Below are 20,098 nucleotides of genomic sequence, written 5' to 3' on the forward strand. Positions count from 1 at the left end.
GCCAGTATCTACGAAGTCAGAAGGTTCTTCAAATGATAGAGTCAAGTGAATAAGTGCATCAGGTGGATGCCTTGGCGATGATAGGCGAAGAAGGACGTGTAAGCCTGCGAAAAGCGCGGTGGAGCTGGCAAAAAAGCATTGATACCGCGATGTCCGAATGGGGAAACCCACACAGCAATGTGTATCCTAATCTGAATACATAGGATTAGAGAAGCGAACCTGGAGAACTGAACCATCTAAGTACCCAGAGGAAAAGAAATCAACCGAGATTCCGCAAGTAGTGGCGAGCGAACGCGGAGTAGCCTGTATATGATAATTATTGAGATAGAAGAAAGAATTGGAAACTTCTACCATAGTGGGTGATAGCCCCGTATTTGAAATCTCAATGATGGTACTAAGTATACGAGAAGTAGGGCGGGACACGAGAAATCCTGTCTGAATATGGGGGGACCATCCTCCAAGGCTAAATACTCATCATCGACCGATAGTGAACCAGTACCGTGAGGGAAAGGCGAAAAGAACCCTGGGAGGGGAGTGAAATAGAACCTGAAACCTGATGCATACAAACAGTGGGAGCACCGTTAAGGTGTGACTGCGTACCTTTTGTATAATGGGTCAACGACTTACATTCAGTAGCGAGCTTAACCGAGTAGGGGAGGCGTAGGGAAACCGAGTCTTAATAGGGCGACTAGTTGCTGGGTGTAGACCCGAAACCGAGTGATCTATCCATGGCCAGGATGAAGGTGCGGTAAAACGCATTGGAGGTCCGAACCCACGCATGTTGCAAAATGCGGGGATGAGCTGTGGATAGGGGTGAAAGGCTAAACAAACTCGGAGATAGCTGGTTCTCCCCGAAAACTATTTAGGTAGTGCCTCGAGTATGAGACTGATGGGGGTAAAGCACTGTTATGGCTAGGGGGTTATTGCAACTTACCAACCCATGGCAAACTCAGAATACCATCAAGTTGCTCCTCGGGAGACAGACATCGGGTGCTAACGTCCGGTGTCAAGAGGGAAACAACCCAGACCGCCAGCTAAGGTCCCAAATGATAGATTAAGTGGTAAACGAAGTGGGAAGGCACAGACAGCCAGGATGTTGGCTTAGAAGCAGCCATCATTTAAAGAAAGCGTAATAGCTCACTGGTCGAGTCTTCCTGCGCGGAAGATGTAACGGGGCTCAAATCTATAACCGAAGCTGCGGATATACTTTTAGTATATGGTAGGGGAGCGTTCTGTAAGCCTGAGAAGGTGATTCGTAAGGATTGTTGGAGGTATCAGAAGTGCGAATGTTGACATGAGTAGCGATAAAACGGGTGAAAAGCCCGTTCGCCGAAAGCCCAAGGTTTCCTACGCAACGTTCATCGGCGTAGGGTGAGTCGGCTCCTAAGGCGAGGCAGAAATGCGTAGTCGATGGGAAACGGGTTAATATTCCCGTACTTTGATTCAATGCGATGTGGGGACGGAGAAGGTTAGGTTAGCAAACTGTTGGAATAGTTTGTTTAAGCCAGTAGGTGGAAAGAGTAGGCAAATCCGCTCTTTCTTAACACCGAGACGTGATGACGAGTGTCTACGGACATGAAGTGACCAATACCACGCTTCCAGGAAAAGCCACTAAGCTTCAGTTGAATCAGAACCGTACCGCAAACCGACACAGGTGGGCAGGATGAGAATTCTAAGGCGCTTGAGAGAACTCGGGAGAAGGAACTCGGCAAATTGATACCGTAACTTCGGGAGAAGGTATGCCCTCTAATGTTAAGGACTTGCTCCGTAAGCATCTGAGGGTCGCAGAGAATAGGTGGCTGCGACTGTTTATTAAAAACACAGCACTCTGCTAACACGAAAGTGGACGTATAGGGTGTGACGCCTGCCCGGTGCTGGAAGGTTAATTGAAGATGTGCAAGCATCGGATCGAAGCCCCAGTAAACGGCGGCCGTAACTATAACGGTCCTAAGGTAGCGAAATTCCTTGTCGGGTAAGTTCCGACCCGCACGAATGGCGTAACGATGGCCACACTGTCTCCTCCCGAGACTCAGCGAAGTTGAAATGGTTGTGAAGATGCAATCTCCCCGCTGCTAGACGGAAAGACCCCGTGAACCTTTACTGTAGCTTTGCATTGGACTTTGAAGTCACTTGTGTAGGATAGGTGGGAGGCTTAGAAGCAGAGACGCCAGTCTCTGTGGAGCCGTCCTTGAAATACCACCCTGGTGTCTTTGAGGTTCTAACCCAGACCCGTCATCCGGGTCGGGGACAGTGCATGGTAGGCAGTTTGACTGGGGCGGTCTCCTCCCAAAGAGTAACGGAGGAGTTCGAAGGTTACCTAGGTCCGGTCGGAAATCGGACTGATAGTGCAATGGCAAAAGGTAGCTTAACTGCGAGACCGACAAGTCGAGCAGGTGCGAAAGCAGGACATAGTGATCCGGTGGTTCTGAATGGAAGGGCCATCGCTCAACGGATAAAAGGTACTCCGGGGATAACAGGCTGATTCCGCCCAAGAGTCCATATCGACGGCGGAGTTTGGCACCTCGATGTCGGCTCATCACATCCTGGGGCTGTAGTCGGTCCCAAGGGTATGGCTGTTCGCCATTTAAAGTGGTACGTGAGCTGGGTTTAAAACGTCGTGAGACAGTTTGGTCCCTATCTGCAGTGGGCGTTGGAAGTTTGACGGGGGCTGCTCCTAGTACGAGAGGACCGGAGTGGACGAACCTCTGGTGTACCGGTTGTTTCGCCAGAAGCATAGCCGGGTAGCTAAGTTCGGAAGAGATAAGCGCTGAAAGCATCTAAGCGCGAAACTCGCCTGAAGATGAGACTTCCCTTGTGGTTTAACCACACTAAAGAGTCGTTCGAGACCAGGACGTTGATAGGTGGGGTGTGGAAGCGCGGTAACGCGTGAAGCTAACCCATACTAATTGCTCGTGAGGCTTGACTCTATCATTTGAAGGACTTTGGAAGAAATAGAAATACCAAAGCACAAAGATAAAGCTTACTGATGAATACACTTCATCACTCAAAAAATCAGTTGATTAAAGAATAAATAGGGTAAGAAAAATTAAAATTATCTTACCAACGGCTTACCAATTTGACAGTTTATGTTTGGCGACCATAGCGGTTTGGTCCCACTCCTTCCCATCTCGAACAGGACAGTGAAACAAACCAGCGCCGATGATAGTATAGTTCCTATGCGAAAGTAGGTCATCGCCAAACTCTTTATTCAAAAATCCCTTAGCCAATCTATGTTGTGTGCTAAGGGATTTTTTATCATAGAATTTAATATTATGTAACCTTTGCAGAACCCTCATTTTTAGCAAAAACTAAAAATGGTTTTTCAGAGATTTCTAAGTGGAAATGGAAAATATGGCATTGAATATTAAAATAATTCCTGTAACCCCTTATGAACAAAATTGTACTTTATTGTGGGACGATGAAACCAATGAAGCAGTTTTGACGGATTTGGGGGGCAATGCAGCAGAAATTTGGCACATTATTCAGAAAAAACATTTGAATTTAAAAGAAATTTGGCTAACTCACGGGCATTTGGATCATGTAGGTGGTGTGGTAGCGATGCGCGAATTAACCGATACCCCTGTGATTGGTCCGCATTGTGATGATTTGTTTTTGTTGGAAGATTTATCCAATAAAACACGTGAATATGCTAAGTATGGCTTTGAATTTTCAACTAATTTTTTGCCAACACGCTGGCTGAATGAAGGTGAAGTGCTAAGCGTGGGGCAATATGAATTTTCAGTACTGCACATTCCAGGACATACGCCAGGACATGTAGTGTTCTATTGTGAACGAGAGAAGTTATTGATTGCAGGTGATGTCTTATTCAAAGAAAGTATTGGGCGCACCGATTTTCCGCGTGGTAATACGCAAGATTTACATCACGGAATTCGTACCAAATTGTACAGGCTGCCTGAAAATGTGGTCGTGATTCCAGGGCATCGCGAAACCACAACGATTGGACATGAAAAAATTTACAATCCTTATGTCCGTGCTGAATAATATCATGATAATAAACAACCACAGCTTTAATGCAGTGGTTGTTTTTAATTTGTATCAATTATACAGATACTTCTGCTTTGATGTGTGGGTGTGGATTGTAATTAATTAATTCAAAATCTTCATATTTAAATTCAAATAAATCTTTGATTTTATCGTTAATTTTTATTTCAGGCAGCCTGCGTGGTTCACGTGTTAATTGTAATTTGGCTTGCTCAAAATGATTATTATAAATATGAGCATCGCCGAGTGTGTGGATAAATTCACCAGCCTGTAGTTTACAAACTTGCGCCATCATCATTGTCAAAAGCGCGTAACTCGCAATATTGAAAGGCACACCTAAAAAAATATCCGCACTGCGTTGATATAATTGACAAGATAATTTTCCGTCTGCTACATAAAATTGAAACAAGGCATGACACGGTGGCAATGCCATGTTGTCCACTTCGGCAGGATTCCACGCACTGACAATCAAGCGGCGGCTATCTGGATTTTGTTTAATTTGTTGGATAATTTGACTAATTTGATCAATGCTTTTGCCATTTGGGGTTTGCCAACTGCGCCATTGTGCGCCGTATACGCGCCCTAAATCGCCATTTTCATCAGCCCATTCGTCCCAAATAGAAACATTATTATCTTTCAAATATTTAATATTGGTTTCACCTTTCAGAAACCACAATAATTCGTGAATAATAGAACGCAAATGCAGTTTTTTAGTAGTCAAAAGTGGAAAACCATTTGCCAAGTCAAAACGCATTTGATAGCCAAATACCGAGCGCGTGCCAGTGCCTGTGCGATCGGATTTGTCCGTGCCGTGTTCTAGAACATACTGGATAAGATTTAAATAAGTTTGCATAATTTTGATTCTTCAAATGAAAATAATAAATAACCCAATAAATTATCTGATTTTAAATAATTTATTGGGGTTGGATTTTACCTGAATTTAATGAGTTGCAAAGGTTTCAGGCTGCCTGAAAAGCAAAAATCAATATTTTTGATGAGCAAATTGCACAATTTCACGCATTTTTTCAATGGTTTCAGTACGTGCTAAAATGCCGTGTTCGCCCATAATTTTCGCAAATATACTCGGAACTTGCTGTATACTGATGATATTTGGTGCAAATTTTTCGCACACTGCATCAATCGTATTCACATAATTTTGGTTGGCTTTACGCGAAATATACACTACATTCCAAGTGCGAGTGATTTTGCTATGGAATTGATTTTCTTTGATAATATGTGCATATTCATTGAAAATATCAAAATCATTCGCGTAATCCCACATATCAATCGTTAAACCACCTGGTGGCCGGCAATTGATTTCCAACGGTAATAATTCTCCAGTGCCTTGTACACGGAAAAATTCAAAATGGAAAAAACGCTCGCGAACATTAAACGCTTTTACGCATTTTTTGCCCAATTCTACCAATTTGGGCGAAATTTCACGCGGAACATAGTAATACATATCACCATCTTTTGCTACCGTATCTAAAACCGCTTCTGAATATTCCAAGCTTGCGTAAAATACAATGTTGCCATCATGGTCAGTTAAGCCATCAAATGTGATGATGTCGCCCTTAATGAATTCTTCCATGATGTATTCAACGTGTGGATTTTTCTGTTGAAAGAATTGTGATAATTCTGCATCTGATTGAATTTTATAGGTATCGCTTGCACCAACGCCAGAATTGGGTTTGATAATTATCGGGAATTTTAATTCTTTGGCTAATTTTTTTGCGTCTTCATCATTGGAAAATACACGCCCTTTGGCAACTTTTAACCCCGTTTTACGGAACACTTCTTTCATTTGTGCTTTGGTTTTAATTGCCAACATATCATCGGTTTTGTAGCCGAATACATTAAAATCAGTGCGTAATTGAGCATCTAATTCTAACCAATACTCATTGTGTGATTCAATTCGGTCAATGCGCCCATATTTGTGCGCGAAGTAGGCAACTGCACGATAAACTTGGTCATAATCTTTCATATTATCAACACGATAATATTCAGTTAATGAGTTGCGTAATCCTTCGCTCAAACTTTCGTAAGGTGCATCAGCAATGCCTAATGTGTTGAAGCCATTTTCACGCAAACGCACAGCGAAAGTTTCAAAATTAGCAGGAAAATGTGGCGAAATCATCACAAAATTGATGGGTCGGGACATGGGTTATTCCTTGTGAATGGGTTACTTGGAAACAACATTTTCGGGGCTGCTTTTTTCAGGCTGCCTGAATCAATGATTGTAGATTTTTTAACCAAATTTAACAATATTATTTTGAAATACGATACAATATTTTTGTTCAACTGGTTATTTTGGAAAGGATAAAATACCATGCGTCGTTATTATTCAGATTATTATCTTGAAATGGAAGAACATTTTGTTTATGTGCCATACTTTAATCACGACCGCCGCATCCGTGTTTTGCTGCCCAAAGATTATCGCATCAATGAACATGAACGCTACCCTGTTTTGTATATGCATGATGGGCAAAATGTGTTTTACAGCAAGGAATCTTATTCGGGTTATTCGTGGAAAGTAATTCCTACCATTAAAAATAATCCGCAAATTCCCAAAATGATTGTTGTTGGAATAGACAATGCCAGAGAAAATCGTTTAAATGAGTATTCGCCATGGCAGACCGATACTGGTTCAACGCCTGAAACCATGTATGCTGGTGGTTTGGGAGGAGAATATGGTAAATGGGTAGTGAATACAGTTAAACCTTTGATTGATAAAAATTATCGCACACTCAAGGAACGCGAATATACGTTATTGGCAGGCAGTTCTATGGGGGGGATTATCACGGCATATATGGGGGCGGCATACCCTGAAGTATTTGGGCATTTGGGTGTATTTTCTTTGGCATCGTGGTTTAGCGAGCGTGATTTTTTGCAATTTATTCATGAGCATCCATTGCATTCAGATACGAAAGTGTATATTCAAGTCGGTACGAAAGAAGGTGATGAAATGGACTCGCATTTTATTGCCAATATGAATCAAGCTTATATCGATTGTACGTTGAATTATTATCAAGCGTTGTTGCGGACAGGTTCACCTTTGGATAATGTGAATGTGCGCATTATGGCAAATAAAAATCATCATGAAAGGCATTGGGCATATCACTTTTTTGAATTTTTGGGCTTTACGTTGATGCAAAAATAAATGGGGAATTCGGTTATAATGTCGGGTGGATGATTTTCAGGCAGCCTGAAAAGTTTTTCGTGTATATGAACATTTTTTAAAATGGATATTTACGTTAGAATATTATTCACTTTTTTCGTGCGTGTTTCGGTGTGAAACATGCGTCAAACTTTATTATTTCAACGAAACGAATTATGCACAATACCGCCACTCAAATTATTCAAAATGGTTTAATCGCCATTCAAAACGCCCATAACCAACAAGATTTAGAATGGGTAAAAGCACAGTATTTAGGCAAAACGGGCGAATTGAACGTACTTTTAAAACAATTGGGCAAAATGTCGCCAGAGGAGCGCAAAACAGTCGGCGCACACATCAACGAATGCAAACAACAGTTTCAGGCAGCCTACGATGCCAAACGTGCCCAATTGGAACGCGCCAAATTGGAAGCACAACTTGCTGCCGAAAGTTTAGACGTAACGCTGCCTGCGCGTGGACAAAGTTTGGGTGGTTTGCACCCCGTTACGCTCACGCGCCAACGCGTAGAAGAATTGTTCCGTAGCATGGGTTTTGAAGTCGCGGACGGACCCGAAATTGAAGATGATTTCCACAATTTCCAAGCCTTGAACATTCCGCAAAATCACCCTGCACGTGCCATGCAAGACACGTTTTATGTAGAAAATGGCGACGTGTTGCGCACGCACACTTCGCCGATTCAAATTCGTTATATGCTGGACAAGAAAAATCCGCCAATCCGCATTATTGCGCCTGGTCGCGTGTACCGCGTGGACAGTGATGCTACGCATTCGCCGATGTTCCATCAATGCGAAGGTTTGTGGGTGGAAGAGGGCGTTACTTTTGCCGATTTGAAAGCGGTATTCACGGATTTTATTCGTCATTTTTTTGAACGCGATGATTTGCAAGTCCGTTTTCGTCCGTCATTTTTCCCGTTTACCGAGCCGTCTGCCGAGATTGACATCATGGGCGACAACGGTAAATGGTTGGAAGTGGGCGGTTGCGGCATGGTTCACCCTAACATATTGAAAAATGTGAATATTAACCCCGAACAATACACGGGTTTTGCATTTGGCATTGGTTTAGACCGATTTGCGATGTTGCGCTATGGCGTGAACGATTTGCGTTTGTTTTTTGATAATGACTTGAATTTCTTGAAACAATTTCAGAAATGAATTTTCAGGCAGTCTGAGAATAATTACTTTAAAGATAAATAAAATGGCAAAAATTTTTTCACTTACAGTCAATGGTTATAAATCCATTCGTAAATTACAAAATTTTCATTTTTCCAATCTGAATATATTGATTGGTGCAAATGGTGCGGGCAAAAGTAATTTTATTAGCTTATTTCGTATGTTGAATGCAATGTATGAACAGCAACTGCAACTTTATGTACAAAAACAAGGTGGTCCAGATGCTTTATTGCATTTTGGGAGAAAGGAAACAGAAAAAATTCATGCGGAATTTTATTTTGATTCAAATGGATATAGATTTAATTTAATTCCAACAAATGATAATAGACTAATTTTTGAAGACGAAGACGTTTCGTTTAGCGGCAATTATGGTAACTTTTCTAGGACATTAGGATTATTTGGAGGGCATACAGAGTCTAAATTAAAAGAAGCGCAGGATACTTTTTCTGAGTATGCCCGACCAGCAGTCAAAAGTTGGCGCGTTTACCATTTTCACGATACTAGCGAAACTGCCAAAGTAAAACAAAAACACGCAAGCAATGATAATCTGACCTTTAAACCTGATGCCGCAAATTTGGCAGCTTATTTGCGTCGGATTTATACAGATTATCCAGATGAATACAAACGGATTGTAGAAAATATCCGTTTGGTTTTGCCATTTTTTCATGATTTTGTTCATCGTGATGGCGAGCCTGAAACAATAGAATTGGAATGGACACAAGTCGGTAAAACAGATACGCCGTTAAAAGCACATATGCTTTCAGATGGTAGTTTGCGTTTTATTTGTTTGGTAACACTTTTATTGCAGCCAAGCAGCTTATTACCTGACACGGTTTTAATTGATGAACCCGAACTGGGTTTACATCCTTATGCGATTACGGTTTTAGCCGATATTTTTAGACAAGTTGCTGAAGAAAAACAATTAATTGTATCCACACAATCTGTTGAATTAGTCAATGAATTCAATCCCAAAGATGTGGTTGTGGTAAATCAAAAAAATGGCGCTTCTACATTTGAACGTTTATCCCAAGAAAAACTTGCCGATTGGCTTGAAGATTATTCTTTGGGCGAATTATGGAAACAAAATATTTTCGGTGGGAGACCCTAAAATGGTAGAAGTGATTGTTTTAACCGAAGGACAATGTGAAGAAACATTTATTCGTGATGTTGTGGCACCTGCTTTTTATCATCTGGGTATTTATCTTCAACCGCGCTGTATTCCAACTTCCACAAGCTGCAGAGGTGGAGCGATTACATTTGACCGCTTTATGCGTTATATCCGTAATACGTTGAATGAACGTCAAGATACTTATGTAACAACTATGTTTGATTTATATGGATTAGATACAGATTTTCCTGACTATGATGAAGCGTTATCATATACTGATATTTATCAAAAAGCAGAAAAATTAGAATTGGGTTTGGCAAATGCAGTTATTCAACAAATACCGTGTAGACCTGAACGCTTTATTCCCTATATTCAACCATATGAATTTGAAGGATTATTGTTTTCTGATGTGGAAATATTGAGCCAACAAGAACCCAATTGGGGACGTTCACTAAATATCCTACAAAACATACGTTCACAATTTGAGACACCTGAACACATTAACAACAGCTACGCAACCAAGCCATCTAAACGATTAGAAGATAATTTAAAGCCCAAATATAGAAAAACACGGCATGGTCCATTAGCTGCAAAAAATATTACACTAACCACCATTGAGCGAGAATGCCATCATTTTCATGCTTGGTTGGAAAAATTAAGAGGATTACAGCCTTTATAAATATTTTCAGGCAGCCTTAAAACCTATTTTAAGATTAAAAAAAACAAAGAGATAGTAAAAAATGCAATTCCCTTACTCATGGTTAAAAACCCAAGCTAACACTAATCAAACTCCAGAACAACTTGCCCATTTGCTGACCATGGCAGGTTTGGAAGTAGAAGAGATGAACCCAGCTGCACCCGCTTTCACAGGTGTGGTCGTGGCTGAAGTCAAATCAGTGGAAAAACATCCCGATGCCGACCGCCTGAATGTTACCCAAGTGGACGCAGGCACGGGCGAGTTAATTCAAATTGTGTGCGGTGCGCCGAATGTTCGTGCGGGCATTAAAGTACCTTGCGCTTTACCTAATGCGGTGCTGCCTGAAAATTTCAAAATCAAACCGACCAAAATGCGTGGCGTGGTTTCCAACGGAATGTTATGTTCTGCCAAAGAGTTAGGTTTACCTGAAAATGGCGTTGATGGTTTATTGGTGCTGCCTGAAAATGCGCCTGTTGGACAAAATATCCGTGAATTTTTGGATTTGGACGACACTTTATTCACACTGAAAATCACGCCCAATCGCGCCGATTGTTTGAGCATTAAAGGCTTAGCGCGTGAAGTCTCTGCGCTGACACAATGCGAATTTAATCCGATTAAAATCAATCATATTCCTAATCAAACCACACAAAAACAAGCGGTTAAAATTGACGCGCCCGATGATTGTGGGCGTTTTATCACGCGTGTGATTTCGGATGTAAACGCGACCGCGCCTAGCCCCGATTGGTTGGTGCAACGTCTTGAACGCGCAGGTATTCGCAGCGTTTCCGCGTTGGTGGATATTGGTAATTATGTGATGCTGGAATTGGGTCAACCAATGCACGTTTTTGATGCGGATAAATTAATTGGCAGCCTGAATATTCGCCGCGCAAAAAATGGCGAAGTACTTGAATGCTTAAATGAAAAAACCGTTACATTGTCAGATAATACACTCGTTGTGGCGGACGAAAAACAAGCTTTATCCATTGCAGGTTTAATGGGCGGGGCAGCAAGCGCAGTTTCTGATACAACTCAAAACATCGTATTGGAAAGCGCATGGTTTAGACCAGAAATTATTTCTGGAAAATCAAGACAATATGGTTTTGGTTCGGATAGTTCGTTCTGTTTTGAACGGGGGGTGGATTTTCAATTACAACGTGATGCGATTGAACGTGCAACAGAATTGGTTATTGAGATTTGTGGTGGTCAAGTTGGTGAAATTGTTGAAGAAATTGCTAAGCTACCTGAAAACAAAACTGTTGTTGTGCGCACCGCACGTATTGAAAAAATGTTAGGCGTTCAAATTCCCAGCGAACAAGTGGAGATGATTCTTCATCATTTGGGCTTGCAGCCTGAAAAAACGGTTGATGGTTTCCAAGTTACCGCGCCAAGTTTTCGCTATGATATTGAAATTGAAGCAGATTTAATTGAAGAAATTGCACGTGTTTACGGTTACGAAAATATTCCAGATGACCGCACGGCAGGCAAATTAGCGATGTTGAGGCTGCCTGAAAATCGCCGTTCTCGTTTTGGGGTGTATCAAAAGATGGCAGAACGTGGTTTCCAAGAGGTTGTGAGTTATGCGTTTGTTAATGAAGATTGGGAGCAAGATTTTGCAAATAATCAAAATCCTATCCGTTTACAAAATCCGTTGGCAGCGCAATATGCGGTGATGCGTTCCACTTTGATGGGTGGATTGATTGAGATTTTGCAAAATAATTTGAATCGCAAACAAAATCGCGTGCGTGTATTTGAAATTGCACGTACATTCCAAAAATCAAATAAAAACAATGAGTTTATCCAAACTGAAAAATTAGGCGGATTGGTTTACGGCTCTGTATTGCCTGAACAATGGGGCGCAAAAGCGCGTTCGGTAGATTTTTATGATGTGAAAGGCGATGTCGAAGCCTTGTTGCAAGGCAAAAATGCGCAATTTGTCAAAGCTGAACATCCTGCATTGCACCCAGGCCGTTGCGCGACAATCCAAATTGATGGTGAAAATGTCGGTATCATCGGCGAATTGCATCCGAAATGGACGCAAAAATACGATTTGCCACAAGCTCCGCTGCTATTTGAATTAGACATGAGCGTGATTTTGGCAACCGAAAAAGTACGTTATCAAACGGTTTCTAAATTTCAGCCAGTGCGCCGTGATTTGGCGTTTGTGCTGCCTGAAAATGTGGCGTTTGCGGATTTGCAGGCTGCATTGAACGCCGTGCAATCCGATTTAATTCAGAGCATTGAATTATTTGACGTTTATCGCGGTGTGGGTTTACCTGAAAACCATAAATCTATGGCGGTGAAAATTATTTTGCAAAGTATGGAAACCACACTAACCGATGAAATTGTTGAGCCATTGATTCAGCAACTGATTGAAGAAGCAGAAAAAGTAGGCGCAAAATTGCGTTAATTAAGACAAATAAAAAGGCAGCCTGAAAAAATGTATGACATATTTTCAGGCTGCCTTTGTTATACGGATAAATGGTCAAGTGGTAATGCGGTGGTGTTTTTGATTTCTTTTAGCACAAAGCTGGATTTTGCATCTAATACATAAGGGTGTGATAATAATTCATTTAATACGAAATTGGAGAACGCGTTCATGTCGGTAAAAAAAGCGTGAAGTAAATAATCGGTTTCGCCCGTTAGTGCGTAACAGCTTAATACTTCAGCCCAATTTTGTACGACTTGAGCGAACTCGTTTCGGGCTTCGCTGGCTTTATTGATGGACACACGAATAAAGACTTGCAAGCCCAAATCTAATTTAGTCGGGGATAACAATGCGGCGTAGTTACGAATAATCCCTGATTCTTCAAGCTGTTTTAAGCGGCGTAAACAAGGAGAAGGGGATAAGGCAACGCGTTCAGAAAGCTCCACATTGCTCAATCGCCCATTTTCTTGCAAAACTTGTAAAATTTTTAAATCTGTTTTGTCTAAAGTGATTTGTATCATGATGTGTCTTTCGTGTCATATTAAAAAGTAAAATTTATAAAATGATTCTTATCATAAACTAACAATATTTAAAGCACAATAGTTTAGAAAAACTATTTTTTTTAAAATTTAACACTTTCACTGTATTATTTTGGTTGTTTTTTACCTAAATTGAGTTTAAATTCAAATTAGTACAGTATGTTAATATTCTGATGCACCGCGCGTATACGGCGGATGTTGTTGCCTTATCATAATTTGAATTTAATGCACTATATTTTGATGCTATAAGAGAATATAATTGAAAAATCATCAGATTAAGAATAATTAGGATAAGGATTGATGTGAGAATGGCATATGTCAATAAAATCAAATTATCAATCTTACGAAAACAGGTTCTAAAAAGGCAGCCTGAAACCTTTGCAAAACCCCATCTTTGGTGCATTTCTTCGTGATATGCTTCTACAACGCTTGAAAATATTTTAATATTATCTACGTGTTATGTGATGCCGTTGCTCTGAATTGCACTTAAATGGTTTCAGTTTGAAGATGCTGCAAATAATCGCGCAACGCGGTTTCATCTAAATGCCAATGACAGAGTTCGTGTTCGCCATGTAGTAAAACAGGTACTAACTCATTGTATTTTAATTCTAATTCTGGAAATTCATCAATTTCTATGATTTCCACATCAAAACTAAATTCTTGTTGATAGGGCTGCAATTGGTCACGCATGGCGTGGCATAATCCACAATATGGGCGAAACATTAGTGTCAATTTCATGATGATTTTTAGGTTTCAGGCTGCCTATATTTTACAGGCAGCCTGAAAATAACTAGTTGGATTATTTGATAATTTGAACGTTTTTAATCACGATTGGTTGTTTGGGTACATCTTGATGCATTAAGCGGCTGGTGGTTTGTGTTTTGGCGATTTTGTTAACCACGTCCATGCCTTTGGTTACTTTGCCAAACACTGTATAGCCGTAGCCTTGTAGGGTGCTGCTGGTGTAATTGAGTGATTGGTTATTGTTTACATTGATAAAAAATTGGCTGGTGGCAGAATGTGGGTCGCCAGTACGTGCCATTGCGATTGTACCAATTTCATTTTTCAAACCATTATTGGCTTCATTTTCAATTGGTTGGGTGGTTGGTTTTTGCACCATGTCGCTGGTAAATCCGCCACCTTGAATCATGAATCCATCAATCACACGATGAAAAATTGTTTGATTATAAAAGCCCTTATTGGCGTATTGCACGAAATTCGCAACGGTTTTAGGGGCTTTTTGGTCGTCCAATGATAATTCAATTTTGCCCATACTGGTGTCCATTAATACTTTGGTTTGCGCATGCACGCCAAAGCTGATGGTACACAATGTAATGATAAAAAGATTTTTAATATTCATGCAATTAGCTTTCTGTGCATTCGCTATTGGGTTGATTATTGGCTTGACGGCGTTGTGCAGCTTCGGCGCGTCTAGCATTTTGTTTTTCAATGGCTTCTTTGATATTCGGCAATGACAATGCGTATAGTTGTTCTTCTGCGCTGATTTCACCTTGAAAGCGATTATTTAGATTGAAACGTTTTCCACCACGCGCAATAGCTTTCAAATATTTTGGGCGGCGGCAATGATTTGCCATGACGCGCATAATGAGTTCTGCGGAAAATTGTGGCAAATCAGCAATCAAATCTTGTTCAATGCCTAATGCTAATGGTTTGAATTTACTGAAAACTTCATATTTTTTGTAAATATGCTCTGAAATTAATTCGGTTTGTTGGCGTTTGCTCATGGTTTGCACGGCTTGTTTGAATGCTGCGCCGAGTGCGGTTTCTTGAGTCATTTGGTTGGTTTCCTAGTAGTTGATTAATTTGATATTAATATTTTAAACAATCAGCGTGATTTTTCGTTTTCAGGCAGCCTGAAAAAAATCGCGTAAATTATAACGAATTCAAGTTAAGCTGTGAATTATAAATGTTACTGTACCATGCATGCCATTATGTGCTGCTCGCGCATGGTAAGCATGGTATTTTTTATTGTACTGGATTTAAGAACCTGTATTCACAAAAATGATAAAATATCTCTATGATTAGAAAATCCTACCCAACAGACTTAACAGATGCGCAATGGCAAGCAATATTCATGACACAAAAGCAGGTATTTTTGTAGCAAAAAAAGCGTTTGCGACCTGCCCGAGTTTAAAAGGTTTCTGTGCAGACGCAGGTTATCGGAATACATTTGAGCGTGAAGTATCAGAACAGTTGGGTTTAACTATTCAGATTTCAAAGAAAATTCAAGATATTTCTTGGCATATTCTGCCCAAACGTTGGATTGTAGAACGAACGTTTGCATGGTTAGGTTGGTCTCGACGTTTAGCAAAAGATTTTGAGCAGACGAATTTATCTGCTGAAAATTTTGTTAAACTAGGGTATATTTCACAAATATTAAAATTTATCAAATAGTTGTTTGTGAATACAGGTTCTAAAACTCCATAAAATTACATGTTATTAAAAGAAATAAATAAATTTCCTTATTTCCAATCTAATGTGTTTCCTAATTTCAAATTACAAAAATATAGTTGATTATTATAGGCAACTAATTTATACCCCTTAAGAAAATGTGGTAATTTACCATCCATTAGAACACATTGATTATCTAATTTCTCTTTCGGAATATAATTCCATTCTCCTAAATACCGAAAAAAATTGAAATCTGTGATGCTAGTTTTTTTCAAATCAGCATTATCTTCATTATTATTAATGTATTTATCAATATTTCCACAATTATCTAAGGAAATCGTTTCATAATCCAATTTAATTTCTTTTCCATCATCTGCATCCATACTTAAATATTTAATAGTTAGATAAAAATTTCCTTTACCGATACTACGCCAATATTTAGGGGCATTCTCTAATGAAAGTCCATTTTTTTTATAAAAATCTAATGTATTTACTTTACAACAATCATTTGGATAAAAATCGTCCCACCTATTTTGACTAGCATATAAACTAAACCAATTATTTTGTTTATTTCTAAAATTTATATAATTCCCAAATTGATTAATTGGAAATGAATTAATCTTTACTCCCTGTGGGATAATTCTTTTACCTTTGTGGTTTTCTTTATAATTTAATTTATTTAACCTCAAGTAATCTAATAAATTATAATTTTCTAATTGAGTAATTATACAATTTTCTGGGCATTTTGGGATCTGTACTTCATTTGCTTCATCTAGTGATATTTTTGCTGTCTGTAAATATTTAAAATAGCTCTGCATACCACGATTAAGTAATTCATCTTCACTTAATTTACGATTTTCCGCCAAGCAAATACCCTGTTTATTTTTCTCAATTTCACTAATACTTAAAATTTGTAAGGGAGAGAGAAAAATACGAAAATAATAAAATGTAGATACTATAATAAAAAAGATACAAACCAACAAAATTCTATTTATTTTTTTCAATTTCAATTACTTTCCTAAATAGACTTCCTGCGAAACAATAATCCCCATTTTTTAAAACACGCTTAATTACAGGATTTAGCAAAATTCTAAAACCTAGAAAAATTGTGGTTTCGCAGGAAGTCTAATAATTTCATATCGCTGATTTCACTGATTTGGGCGCAACCCAATTTTTGTAGTGTGATGAATCGCATTATACCGTTTTCCACTTTTTTGTCGTGGCGCATATGAGCAATCCATTGATTAAATGGGAATTTGGGTGGCTTATCGGGCAAATTCGCAGCGCGAAATAAAGCCGCCACGCGAGCGGTGTCGCCATTTTTCAGGCAGCCCAATTGTTCGGATAAAGCACACGCCAACACCGTGCCAGCCGCTACCGCTTCGCCGTGCAACCAGTTGCCATAGCCCATTTCGGTTTCAATTGCGTGTCCGAACGTATGCCCGAGATTGAGATGGGCGCGAATGCCTTGTTCGGTTTCGTCTTGGGCGACAATATTGGCTTTCATTTGGCAGCAATGCGCGATGATTTTGGTTAATTTTTCGGGTTGTTGGTGCATGATTTCATGGATATTTTGTTCAATCCAAACAAAAAAATCCAAATCCCCCAACAAACCATATTTGATGACTTCTGCCATACCTGCAGAAAATTCTTTTTCAGGCAGCGTTTGGAGTGTATTTAAATCAGTCATCACCAGTTTTGGTTGATAAAACGCGCCAATCATGTTTTTACCCAATGGGTGATTGATGGCGGTTTTGCCTCCTACAGATGAATCTACTTGGCTTAATAATGTGGTTGGAATTTGGATAAATGGTACACCACGTTGGTAGGTTGCCGCCGCAAAACCCACCATATCGCCAATGACACCGCCACCTAATGCAATTAATGTGGTTTTTCGGTCGGCGTGATGTGTGAGCAGCGCATCATAAATTTGGTTGAGTGAGTCGTGATTTTTGTATTGTTCGCCATCTGGTAAGATGATGGTAAAATATTGAATATTATTTTTTTTAAATAAATCAGTTAGTTGATTTAAATATAATGGAGCAACGGTTTCATTGGTAACAATCGCAATTTTTTTGCCAATATAAGGCGCGAATAACGAAAAATCGCACAAAATACCTGCGCCAATATGAATGGGATAGTCATGCGATGTGGTGTGTACGTGGACGGTTTGCATGATTAACTTTCTGATAATTTAGCCAAAAGTTTTTTGAAAGTGATGTAATGATTTTCAGTACCAACATCCAATACAATATGAGATGTTTGGCGGTAAATGGGGTCGCGTGTGGCGTAGAGTTGCTGCATTTTTTTCAATGGGTTATCTACTTGTAACAAAGGGCGATTAAAATCGTAGCGTGTGCGCTCTACCAAAATTTCAGGTAAAACATGGAGATACACCACAATACCGCGTTCGCGTAACCAAATCCGATTTTGTTCTCGCAATACTGTACCGCCACCTGTTGCCAGCACCACATTGGATAATTGCGTGAGTTCATTAATGGCACAGCTTTCGCGTTCACGGAAACTTTGTTCTCCCTCCAGTTCAAAAATAGTAGGAATAGAAACGCCTGTTTTGTCGCAAATGGTTTGGTCGCTGTCATGAAAAGTTTGCTGAAAATGTTCGGCAAGTTGGCGACCAAGCGTGGTTTTGCCTGCACCCATGAGTCCGATTAAGTAAATGTTTTTTGTATTCATGATGATGATTTTAACGCAATTTTACAGTATCGGGGAGAATTTTTGTTCATGACTTTAAGAACCCGTATTCATAGCTAACGTGAAATGATTTTTGTTCCAGTTGGTATGAATGTAAGGCAGCCTGAAAACTAGAAACAAGTTTTCAGGCTGCCTTTATTTATTGCGACATCAGAATGTTCAAGCGATTAGAAACCGCCCATGCCACCCATACCGCCCATGCCACCGCTCATATCAGGCATAGCAGCGGGTTTGTCTTCAGGAATGTCGGCAATCATGCACTCGGTGGTCAGCATCAAGCCAGCGATAGACGCAGCGTGTTGCAAGGCAGAGCGCGTTACTTTTGCGGGGTCTAAAACGCCCATCGCAATCATATCGCCATAAGTGTCGTTGCCAGCGTTGTAACCGAAGTTACCTTCGCCTTCCAAGACTTTATTCACGACAACAGATGCTTCGCCACCAGCATTTACTACGATTTGGCGCAATGGTGACTCAATCGCTTTCAACACAATTTTCACGCCCGCTTCTTGGTCGGCATTTAATGTTTCAACCGATTTAATTGCTTGACGAGCGCGTAACAACGCAACGCCACCACCAGCAACCACGCCTTCTTCAACAGCCGCGCGAGTTGCGTGCAATGCGTCATCAACGCGGTCTTTTTTCTCTTTCATTTCCACTTCGGTTGCAGCACCTACTTTGATAACGGCAACGCCGCCAGCTAATTTAGCCACACGTTCTTGCAATTTTTCTTTGTCGTAATCCGAAGTAGCCACTTCAATTTGTTGGCGAATTTCTTTCACACGCGCTTCAACTGCTGCTTTATCGCCGAAACCATCAATGATGGTTGTGTTTTCTTTGCTGATTTCAATGCGTTTTGCTTGACCCAAGTGTTCCAAAGTAGTTTGCTCCAAAGTCAAACCTACTTCTTCAGCAATCACGGTTGCGCCAGTCAAAATAGCAATATCTTGCAACATGGCTTTGCGGCGGTCGCCAAAACCAGGGGCTTTCACGGCAACGGTTTTCAAAATACCGCGAATGCTGTTCACGACTAAAGTCGCCAAGGCTTCGCCTTCTACGTCTTCTGCGATAATCAACAATGGGCGAGAAGTTTTGGCAACTTGCTCTAATACTGGTAACAAATCACGAATATTGCTGATTTTTTTGTCAAACAATAATACAAATGGATTATCCAAACCAGCGATTTGTTTTTCCACATCGTTCACAAAATAAGGAGACAAGTAGCCGCGGTCAAACTGCATCCCTTTAACCACTTCCAACTCATTTTCCAATGATTTACCGTCTTCTACGGTAATCACGCCTTCTTTGCCGACTTCTTGCATCGCGTCTGCAATGATTTTGCCGACTTGTTCATCAGAATTGGCAGAAATTGAGCCAACTTGCGCGATTTGTTCGTAGGTTTCGCAAGGTTTGGCGATATTGGCTAATTCGCCAACCAATGCGGTTACCGCTTTGTCAATACCGCGTTTTAAATCGGTGGGGTTCATGCCTGCTGTAACGTATTTCATGCCTTCAGCAACAATTGCTTGTGCCAATACGGTTGCAGTTGTGGTGCCATCACCTGCCACATCGTTGGTTTTAGACGCAACTTCTTTAACCATTTGTGCGCCCATGTTTTCAAATTTGTCTTTCAATTCAATTTCTTTTGCCACAGACACACCGTCTTTGGTAATGTGTGGGCCGCCAAATGAGCGGTCTAACACCACGTTGCGACCTTTCGGGCCCAAAGTTACGCGAACTGCGTTTGCCAATACGTTTACGCCATTAACCATTTTTGCGCGTACTTCTGTACCAAATTGAACGTCTTTTGCTGCCATTTTGTTTTTCCTTAAAAAATATATTTAATCTATCAAATTAAT

16 protein-coding genes, 2 rRNA genes and 1 pseudogene are annotated in these 20,098 nt (G+C 40.3%); 9 read left to right on the forward strand and 10 right to left on the reverse strand.

Translation table 11 applies throughout. The features are described 5' to 3' along the window. Nucleotides 1-39 precede the first annotated feature (39 nt). The 3 genes from BWP33_RS05070 (at nt 40) to BWP33_RS05080 (ending at nt 4,002) form a co-directional block, all read left to right on the forward strand. Nucleotides 40-2,927 (forward strand): 23S ribosomal RNA (locus BWP33_RS05070). 162 nt (nt 2,928-3,089) lie between these two features. Continuing rightward, nucleotides 3,090-3,201, forward strand: a 5S ribosomal RNA gene (rrf, locus tag BWP33_RS05075). Between the two features lie 150 nt (nt 3,202-3,351). Further along, nucleotides 3,352-4,002: an MBL fold metallo-hydrolase gene (locus BWP33_RS05080; RefSeq protein ID WP_002642063.1), complete on the forward strand. Its 651-nt coding sequence runs from the start codon at nt 3,352-3,354 to the stop codon at nt 4,000-4,002. A gap of 58 nt (nt 4,003-4,060) precedes the next feature. Here the strand turns inward: BWP33_RS05080 and BWP33_RS05085 are convergent, their stop codons facing one another. Further along, the gene (locus BWP33_RS05085) at nt 4,061-4,855 is read right to left on the reverse strand and encodes a thymidylate synthase (protein WP_002642062.1); all 795 of its coding nucleotides are present in this window, start codon (nt 4,853-4,855) and stop codon (nt 4,061-4,063) included. A gap of 129 nt (nt 4,856-4,984) precedes the next feature. After that, nucleotides 4,985-6,163, reverse strand: coding sequence for an ATP-grasp domain-containing protein (locus BWP33_RS05090; RefSeq protein ID WP_002642061.1), 1,179 nt, complete (start codon nt 6,161-6,163; stop codon nt 4,985-4,987). 168 nt (nt 6,164-6,331) lie between these two features. Between BWP33_RS05090 and BWP33_RS05095 the strand changes: the two genes are divergently transcribed. From BWP33_RS05095 to pheT, 5 genes are all read left to right on the forward strand, one after another. Continuing rightward, nucleotides 6,332-7,162 (forward strand): alpha/beta hydrolase, encoded by an 831-nt coding sequence (locus BWP33_RS05095; RefSeq protein ID WP_002642060.1) that lies wholly within the window; start codon nt 6,332-6,334, stop codon nt 7,160-7,162. 173 nt (nt 7,163-7,335) lie between these two features. Continuing rightward, the gene (gene pheS, locus BWP33_RS05100; protein WP_002642059.1) at nt 7,336-8,331 is read left to right on the forward strand and encodes a phenylalanine--tRNA ligase subunit alpha; all 996 of its coding nucleotides are present in this window, start codon (nt 7,336-7,338) and stop codon (nt 8,329-8,331) included. Nucleotides 8,332-8,374: 43 nt separating this feature from the next. Continuing rightward, entirely contained in the window at nt 8,375-9,457 is a 1,083-nt protein-coding gene (locus BWP33_RS05105; RefSeq protein WP_002642058.1) for an AAA family ATPase, read from the forward strand. 1 nt (nt 9,458) lies between these two features. Then, nucleotides 9,459-10,136, forward strand: coding sequence for a DUF4276 family protein (locus BWP33_RS05110; protein WP_002642057.1), 678 nt, complete (start codon nt 9,459-9,461; stop codon nt 10,134-10,136). A 61-nt stretch (nt 10,137-10,197) separates the two neighbouring features. Continuing rightward, the gene (gene pheT / locus BWP33_RS05115; protein ID WP_002642056.1) at nt 10,198-12,561 is read left to right on the forward strand and encodes a phenylalanine--tRNA ligase subunit beta; all 2,364 of its coding nucleotides are present in this window, start codon (nt 10,198-10,200) and stop codon (nt 12,559-12,561) included. Nucleotides 12,562-12,620: 59 nt separating this feature from the next. Here pheT and BWP33_RS05120 read toward each other — a convergent pair whose 3' ends face one another. The 4 genes from BWP33_RS05120 to BWP33_RS05135 form a co-directional block, all read right to left on the reverse strand. Continuing rightward, nucleotides 12,621-13,100: an Lrp/AsnC family transcriptional regulator gene (locus BWP33_RS05120; RefSeq protein ID WP_002642055.1), complete on the reverse strand. Its 480-nt coding sequence runs from the start codon at nt 13,098-13,100 to the stop codon at nt 12,621-12,623. 504 nt (nt 13,101-13,604) lie between these two features. After that, a complete protein-coding gene (locus tag BWP33_RS05125; RefSeq protein ID WP_040628984.1) occupies nt 13,605-13,856 on the reverse strand; it encodes a glutaredoxin family protein in 252 nt (83 codons plus the stop codon). Nucleotides 13,857-13,917: 61 nt separating this feature from the next. Beyond that, entirely contained in the window at nt 13,918-14,478 is a 561-nt protein-coding gene (locus BWP33_RS05130; RefSeq protein WP_002642053.1) for a peptidylprolyl isomerase, read from the reverse strand. Between the two features lie 4 nt (nt 14,479-14,482). Further along, entirely contained in the window at nt 14,483-14,914 is a 432-nt protein-coding gene (locus BWP33_RS05135) for a ProQ/FINO family protein (RefSeq protein WP_002642052.1), read from the reverse strand. Nucleotides 14,915-15,197: 283 nt separating this feature from the next. On the opposite strand from BWP33_RS05135, the pseudogene BWP33_RS05140 reads away from it, so the two are divergent. Next, nucleotides 15,198-15,462 (forward strand): annotated as a pseudogene (locus BWP33_RS05140) (IS5/IS1182 family transposase); the annotation flags it as partial. Between the two features lie 139 nt (nt 15,463-15,601). On the opposite strand, the gene BWP33_RS05145 reads toward BWP33_RS05140, so the two are convergent. The 4 genes from BWP33_RS05145 to groL all read right to left on the reverse strand — a co-directional run bounded on the left by BWP33_RS05145 (nt 15,602) and on the right by groL (nt 20,056). Then, nucleotides 15,602-16,540, reverse strand: a complete 939-nt coding sequence (locus BWP33_RS05145; protein WP_104930322.1) for a hypothetical protein — start codon at nt 16,538-16,540, stop codon at nt 15,602-15,604. A gap of 80 nt (nt 16,541-16,620) precedes the next feature. Continuing rightward, nucleotides 16,621-17,706: a 3-dehydroquinate synthase gene (gene aroB / locus BWP33_RS05150; protein ID WP_002642049.1), complete on the reverse strand. Its 1,086-nt coding sequence runs from the start codon at nt 17,704-17,706 to the stop codon at nt 16,621-16,623. Between the two features lie 2 nt (nt 17,707-17,708). Continuing rightward, complete coding sequence (locus BWP33_RS05155; RefSeq protein ID WP_040628982.1) at nt 17,709-18,224, reverse strand: shikimate kinase; 516 nt, start codon at nt 18,222-18,224, stop codon at nt 17,709-17,711. Nucleotides 18,225-18,409: 185 nt separating this feature from the next. Next, a complete protein-coding gene (gene groL, locus BWP33_RS05160) occupies nt 18,410-20,056 on the reverse strand; it encodes a chaperonin GroEL (protein WP_002642047.1) in 1,647 nt (548 codons plus the stop codon). Between the last annotated feature and the right edge of the window lie 42 nt (nt 20,057-20,098).

Origin of the sequence: Simonsiella muelleri ATCC 29453, from assembly GCF_002951835.1 — a bacterium.
Taxonomy (GTDB): Bacteria; Pseudomonadota; Gammaproteobacteria; order Burkholderiales; family Neisseriaceae; genus Simonsiella; species Simonsiella muelleri.

Bases quoted from the DNA above. Each gene is read 5' to 3' on its own strand.
- BWP33_RS05080 (WP_002642063.1), top strand. From the start codon at position 3,352: ATGGCATTGAATATTAAAATAATTCCTGTAACCCCTTATGAACAAAAT.
- BWP33_RS05085 (WP_002642062.1), bottom strand. From the start codon at position 4,855: ATGCAAACTTATTTAAATCTTATCCAGTATGTTCTAGAACACGGCACG.
- BWP33_RS05090 (WP_002642061.1), bottom strand. From the start codon at position 6,163: ATGTCCCGACCCATCAATTTTGTGATGATTTCGCCACATTTTCCTGCT.
- BWP33_RS05095 (WP_002642060.1), top strand. From the start codon at position 6,332: ATGCGTCGTTATTATTCAGATTATTATCTTGAAATGGAAGAACATTTT.
- pheS (WP_002642059.1), top strand. From the start codon at position 7,336: ATGCACAATACCGCCACTCAAATTATTCAAAATGGTTTAATCGCCATT.
- BWP33_RS05105 (WP_002642058.1), top strand. From the start codon at position 8,375: ATGGCAAAAATTTTTTCACTTACAGTCAATGGTTATAAATCCATTCGT.
- BWP33_RS05110 (WP_002642057.1), top strand. From the start codon at position 9,459: ATGGTAGAAGTGATTGTTTTAACCGAAGGACAATGTGAAGAAACATTT.
- pheT (WP_002642056.1), top strand. From the start codon at position 10,198: ATGCAATTCCCTTACTCATGGTTAAAAACCCAAGCTAACACTAATCAA.
- BWP33_RS05120 (WP_002642055.1), bottom strand. From the start codon at position 13,100: ATGATACAAATCACTTTAGACAAAACAGATTTAAAAATTTTACAAGTT.
- BWP33_RS05125 (WP_040628984.1), bottom strand. From the start codon at position 13,856: ATGAAATTGACACTAATGTTTCGCCCATATTGTGGATTATGCCACGCC.
- BWP33_RS05130 (WP_002642053.1), bottom strand. From the start codon at position 14,478: ATGAATATTAAAAATCTTTTTATCATTACATTGTGTACCATCAGCTTT.
- BWP33_RS05135 (WP_002642052.1), bottom strand. From the start codon at position 14,914: ATGACTCAAGAAACCGCACTCGGCGCAGCATTCAAACAAGCCGTGCAA.
- aroB (WP_002642049.1), bottom strand. From the start codon at position 17,706: ATGCAAACCGTCCACGTACACACCACATCGCATGACTATCCCATTCAT.
- BWP33_RS05155 (WP_040628982.1), bottom strand. From the start codon at position 18,224: ATGAATACAAAAAACATTTACTTAATCGGACTCATGGGTGCAGGCAAA.
- groL (WP_002642047.1), bottom strand. From the start codon at position 20,056: ATGGCAGCAAAAGACGTTCAATTTGGTACAGAAGTACGCGCAAAAATG.